The sequence below is a fragment of the Corallococcus sp. AB011P genome (assembly GCF_003611605.1).
In the GTDB taxonomy this organism is placed as follows: domain Bacteria; phylum Myxococcota; class Myxococcia; order Myxococcales; family Myxococcaceae; genus Corallococcus; species Corallococcus coralloides.
Genome location: NZ_RAVX01000055.1, coordinates 1 through 3207, shown reverse-complemented (window position 1 = coordinate 3207; position 3207 = coordinate 1). Strand labels below are relative to the sequence as shown.

The following is a 3207-nucleotide window of genomic DNA, read 5'->3' as shown; positions in this document are numbered from 1 at the left end:
AGACGGAGAGGTCGAAGTTGAGGCTCGTCGCGGCGAGGGTGCCCTTCAGTTCCTCGGCAGAGAACGTGGCGAGGGCCCAATGGAGGAACTTCACGGCATTGCCGTGGGAGATGGCGACGCCCTTGGGGCGGCCGGTGCTGCCGGAGGTGTAGATGAGATAGGCGAGGTGCCCGGCGTGGATGTCCACCGGCGGAGCCGTCGTCGGCTGCTTCGCCAGCTCCACGTCCGAATCGAGGCACACGGGCGTGGTGGAGGTTTCGGGCAGTGCCGAGAGCAGGTGCGAATGCGCGACGAGGGCAGGACCCCGGGCGTCTTCGAGCAGCCAGCCCAGACGCTCACGCGGATAGCTGGGGTCCAGCGGCACGTAGGCGCCACCGGCCTTGAGGATGCCGAGGGCACCGATGACGAGGTCTTCGGTGCGTTCGACGCACAGGCCGACACGGACTTCGGGCCCGACGCCCAGTCCACGCAGGCGGTGCGCGAGCTGATTGGCCTTTGTGTCCAGCTCCCGGTACGTCAGCTGCCGCTCGGGCGTGATGACGGCCAGCGCGTCCGGCGTACGGCGCACCTGGGCTTCCACCATCGCAGGGATGCTGGGCTCACGCTGGGTTTCAGTGTCAGCCGGGTTCCAGTCCACGAGAAGCTGCTGCCGCTCGGCGTCCGTAAGCAGTGGCAGGTCACCCAGCCGGGTGTCTGGCTTCTGTGCGATGGACTCCAGCAGCACGCCGAAATGGCCCGCCATGCGCTGCACGGTCGCCGCGTCGAACAGGTCCGTCGCGTACTCCAGTGAACCGACCAGCCCTCCCTGGACCTCTTGCAGCGAGAGGGAGAGGTCGAACATCGCGGAGTGGGCTTCTTGCGGCACGGCCCGGAACGACAGGCCCGGCAGGTGCAGCGCCCGGGCAGGCGTGTTCTGCAGGACGAACATGGCCTGGAAGAGCGGACTGCGACTCAGGTCCCGTGTGGGCTGCACGGCTTCGACGAGCTTCTCGAAGGGCAGGTGCTGGTGGTCGTACGCCGCGAGCGTCGTGCCGCGCACCTGGGCGAGCAGCTCCCGGAACGTCGAGCGCGGATTCAACCGGGCGCGCAGGACCAGGGTGTTGATGAAGAATCCGATGAGCCCTTCAGTCTCCGCCTGGGTGCGGCCGGCGATGGGGGAACCGACACTGACGTCGTCCTGCGCGGAGTAGCGCGACAGCAGCACCTGGAAGGCCGCCAGCAGCGCCATGAAGGGCGTCGCGCCTTCACGCTGAGCCAGGGCCTTGAGCGCGTCAGAGACCTGCGCGGGAATCCGCAACTCCACGGTGGCGCCACGGTGGGACTGCACGGGCGGACGCGGGTGGTCCGTCGGCAGCTCGAGCGCGGAAGGTGCTCCAGCCAGCTGCTGCTTCCAGTAACCCAGTTGCGCGTCGAGCACCTCGCCCTGGAGCCAGTCGCGCTGCCACGTGGCGAAGTCCGCGTACTGCACGGGCAGCGGCGGGAGGGCCGGCGTGCCTCCCTGGGTGAAGGCCTCGTAGAAGGCAACCATCTCGCGCACGAGGACGCCCATGGACCAACCGTCGGAGACGATGTGGTGCATCGTCACCAGCAGCAGGTGTTCATTCTCCTCCAGGCGCACCAGCGTGCTGCGCAGCAGCGGACCCGTGGCGAGGTCGAACGGCCGGCGCGCTTCCTCGTTGGTCAGCCGCCGGGACTCTTCCTTTCGCCAGGCTTCGGGCAGCTCAGTGAGGTCCATGAGCGGCAGCGTCCATGCCGCTGGAGCCTGGATCCGCTGCGTGGGCTGACCCTGGTGTTCGTGGAAGGTGGTGCGCAGGGCCTCATGGCGCTGGACGAGCGATTCGAAGGCGCGGCGCAACGCCTCCACGTCCAGGCGTCCGGAGAGCTGGAGCGCCGTGGGGAGGTTGTAGGACGCGTCCCCCGGCTGGAGTTGATCCAGCAGCCACAGCCGCTGCTGCGCGAAGGACAGCAACTCCGAGGCGCCGCGAGCCGCGGCCCTCCGAAGGGGAACCGACGGCGCGGGGGTCCCCTCGGAGTCGATGCGCCGGGCGAGGGCGGCGACGGTGGGCGCCTCAAACAGCGCTCGCAGGGGCAACTCCCTGCGGAAGGTGGTGCGCACGCGCGAGACGAGCTGGGTGGCCAGCAGCGAATGGCCTCCGAGCGCGAAGAAGTCGTCGTGGATGCCCACGCGCTCCACGCGCAGCACCTGCGTGAAGAGGGCCGCGAGCTGCTCCTCGGCCGGGGTGCGCGGCGCGACGAAAGTGGACGTGAGCGACGTGCCCTGGGGGGCGGGCAGGGCCTTGCGGTCCACCTTGCCGTTGGTGTTGAGCGGCAGCGCTTCCAGCACGAGGAGCGCGGAGGGGCGCATGTGCTCCGGCAGGAGCTGCTTGAGCCAGTCCTTGAGGCCTTCGGGCGTGGGCGCGGACTCCGTGCCTTCGGGAGGCACCACGTAGGCGACGAGCCGTTTGTCGCCGGGGATGTCCTCGCGCGCCAGCACCACGGCGGCGTGCACCTGGGGATGCTTGAGGAGGGCGGCTTCGATTTCCCCCAGCTCGATGCGGAAGCCGCGGACCTTCACCTGGAAGTCGGCACGGCCCAGGTAGTCGAGCATCCCGTCGGCGCGCCATCGCACCACGTCGCCCGTGCGGTAGAGGCGGGCACCGGGCGTGGAGGAGAAGGCATCCGGGATGAAGCGGTCCGCCGTCAGCTCCGGCCGGTTGAGGTAGCCGCGCGCGACGCCCTCACCGCCGATGAAGAGTTCGCCCGCGACGCCGACGGGAACGGGGCGCAGCGTGCGGTCGAGCACGTAGACACGGACGTTGGGCAGGGGCCTGCCGATGGTGGGCGTGGGAGACGCGTCGAAGGCGCAAGCAGTGGCGTCGACGGTGCACTCGGTGGGGCCGTAGACGTTGAAGACGCGCGGGCGCGGGGCCTGGGCGAGGTGACGCCAGGTGGCGGGGTCCACGGCCTCACCGCCGACGAGGACGCGGCGGGGGATGGCCTTGCGCTCCAGCAGCCCTTCATCCACCAGCAGGCGCAGGTGGGCCGGAGAGCAATCGAGGACGTCGAGGGCGTCCTGGCCAATGCGGTTGACGAGCTCACCGACGTCAGCGCGGGCCTCGTCGGGAATGATGCAGAGGGTGTGGCCGTCGAGCACCTGGATGAGCTGCTTGACGGAGGCGTCGAAGGAGAGCGGCGCGTTGACGCTGA

1 protein-coding gene is annotated in these 3207 nt (G+C 69.7%); it reads right to left on the bottom strand.

From position 1 onward, the window contains the following. Positions 1-3207: condensation domain-containing protein (locus D7X30_RS41260; RefSeq protein WP_147443446.1), on the bottom strand; the 3207-nt coding region annotated here is incomplete at both ends.